Annotated in this window: 1 protein-coding gene; it reads right to left on the bottom strand. The window is 31.1% G+C overall.

The window, feature by feature from the left end:
* Window positions 1-203: 203 nt before the first annotated feature.
* Window positions 204-572: transposase (locus GNY06_RS00105; protein WP_166518291.1), on the bottom strand; the 369-nt coding region annotated here is incomplete at its 5' end.

A 572-nucleotide genomic window follows, 5' to 3' on the forward strand; every position in this document is an offset into this window, starting at 1 on the left:
GCGCGCGATTTTTCAAAAACTCAATCAGGGTTATTGTGGAGCACTTGTAAAGCTTTTGAAAAAACAATAACGGAATAATTCATATTCAGTATAGAAAACTTTGTGTGTATATCTGTAGGTTCTTATCACCAATCTTGATGTTTTTAGCCCTTTAATTATAGCTTAAACTTTTACGACTACGGGTTTTTTTGTTAGTTTTGTATTTATATTTTATTTATTAATAATTTTATTGCAGATAATTTGTTCATATTTTCTGAGGTTTCATGTTTGAGTTTATAATTCCTGCAAAGCCTTCTATCATTATCAAACCATGAAAATGTTCTTTCTATTACCCATCGTTTACTTATAGGTTTAAACTCCTTTTTTGCCAGATTTTCTTTGTCCCTGCTTACTACTTTTATCATATATGAATAAAGCTTATCGGCTTTCTCTATAAAGACTCCGCTATACCCAGCATCAGCAAGGATACATTTAAACTTCATAAGTCCTTCATTTAGCATTATAAGTAAAAGTAGTCCAGCCTTACTGTCATGAATATTGGCAACACATAGCATTACTGCTATTAGAAAGCC

The organism is Elizabethkingia argenteiflava (assembly GCF_009904105.1).
Taxonomy (GTDB): domain Bacteria; phylum Bacteroidota; class Bacteroidia; order Flavobacteriales; family Weeksellaceae; genus Elizabethkingia; species Elizabethkingia argenteiflava.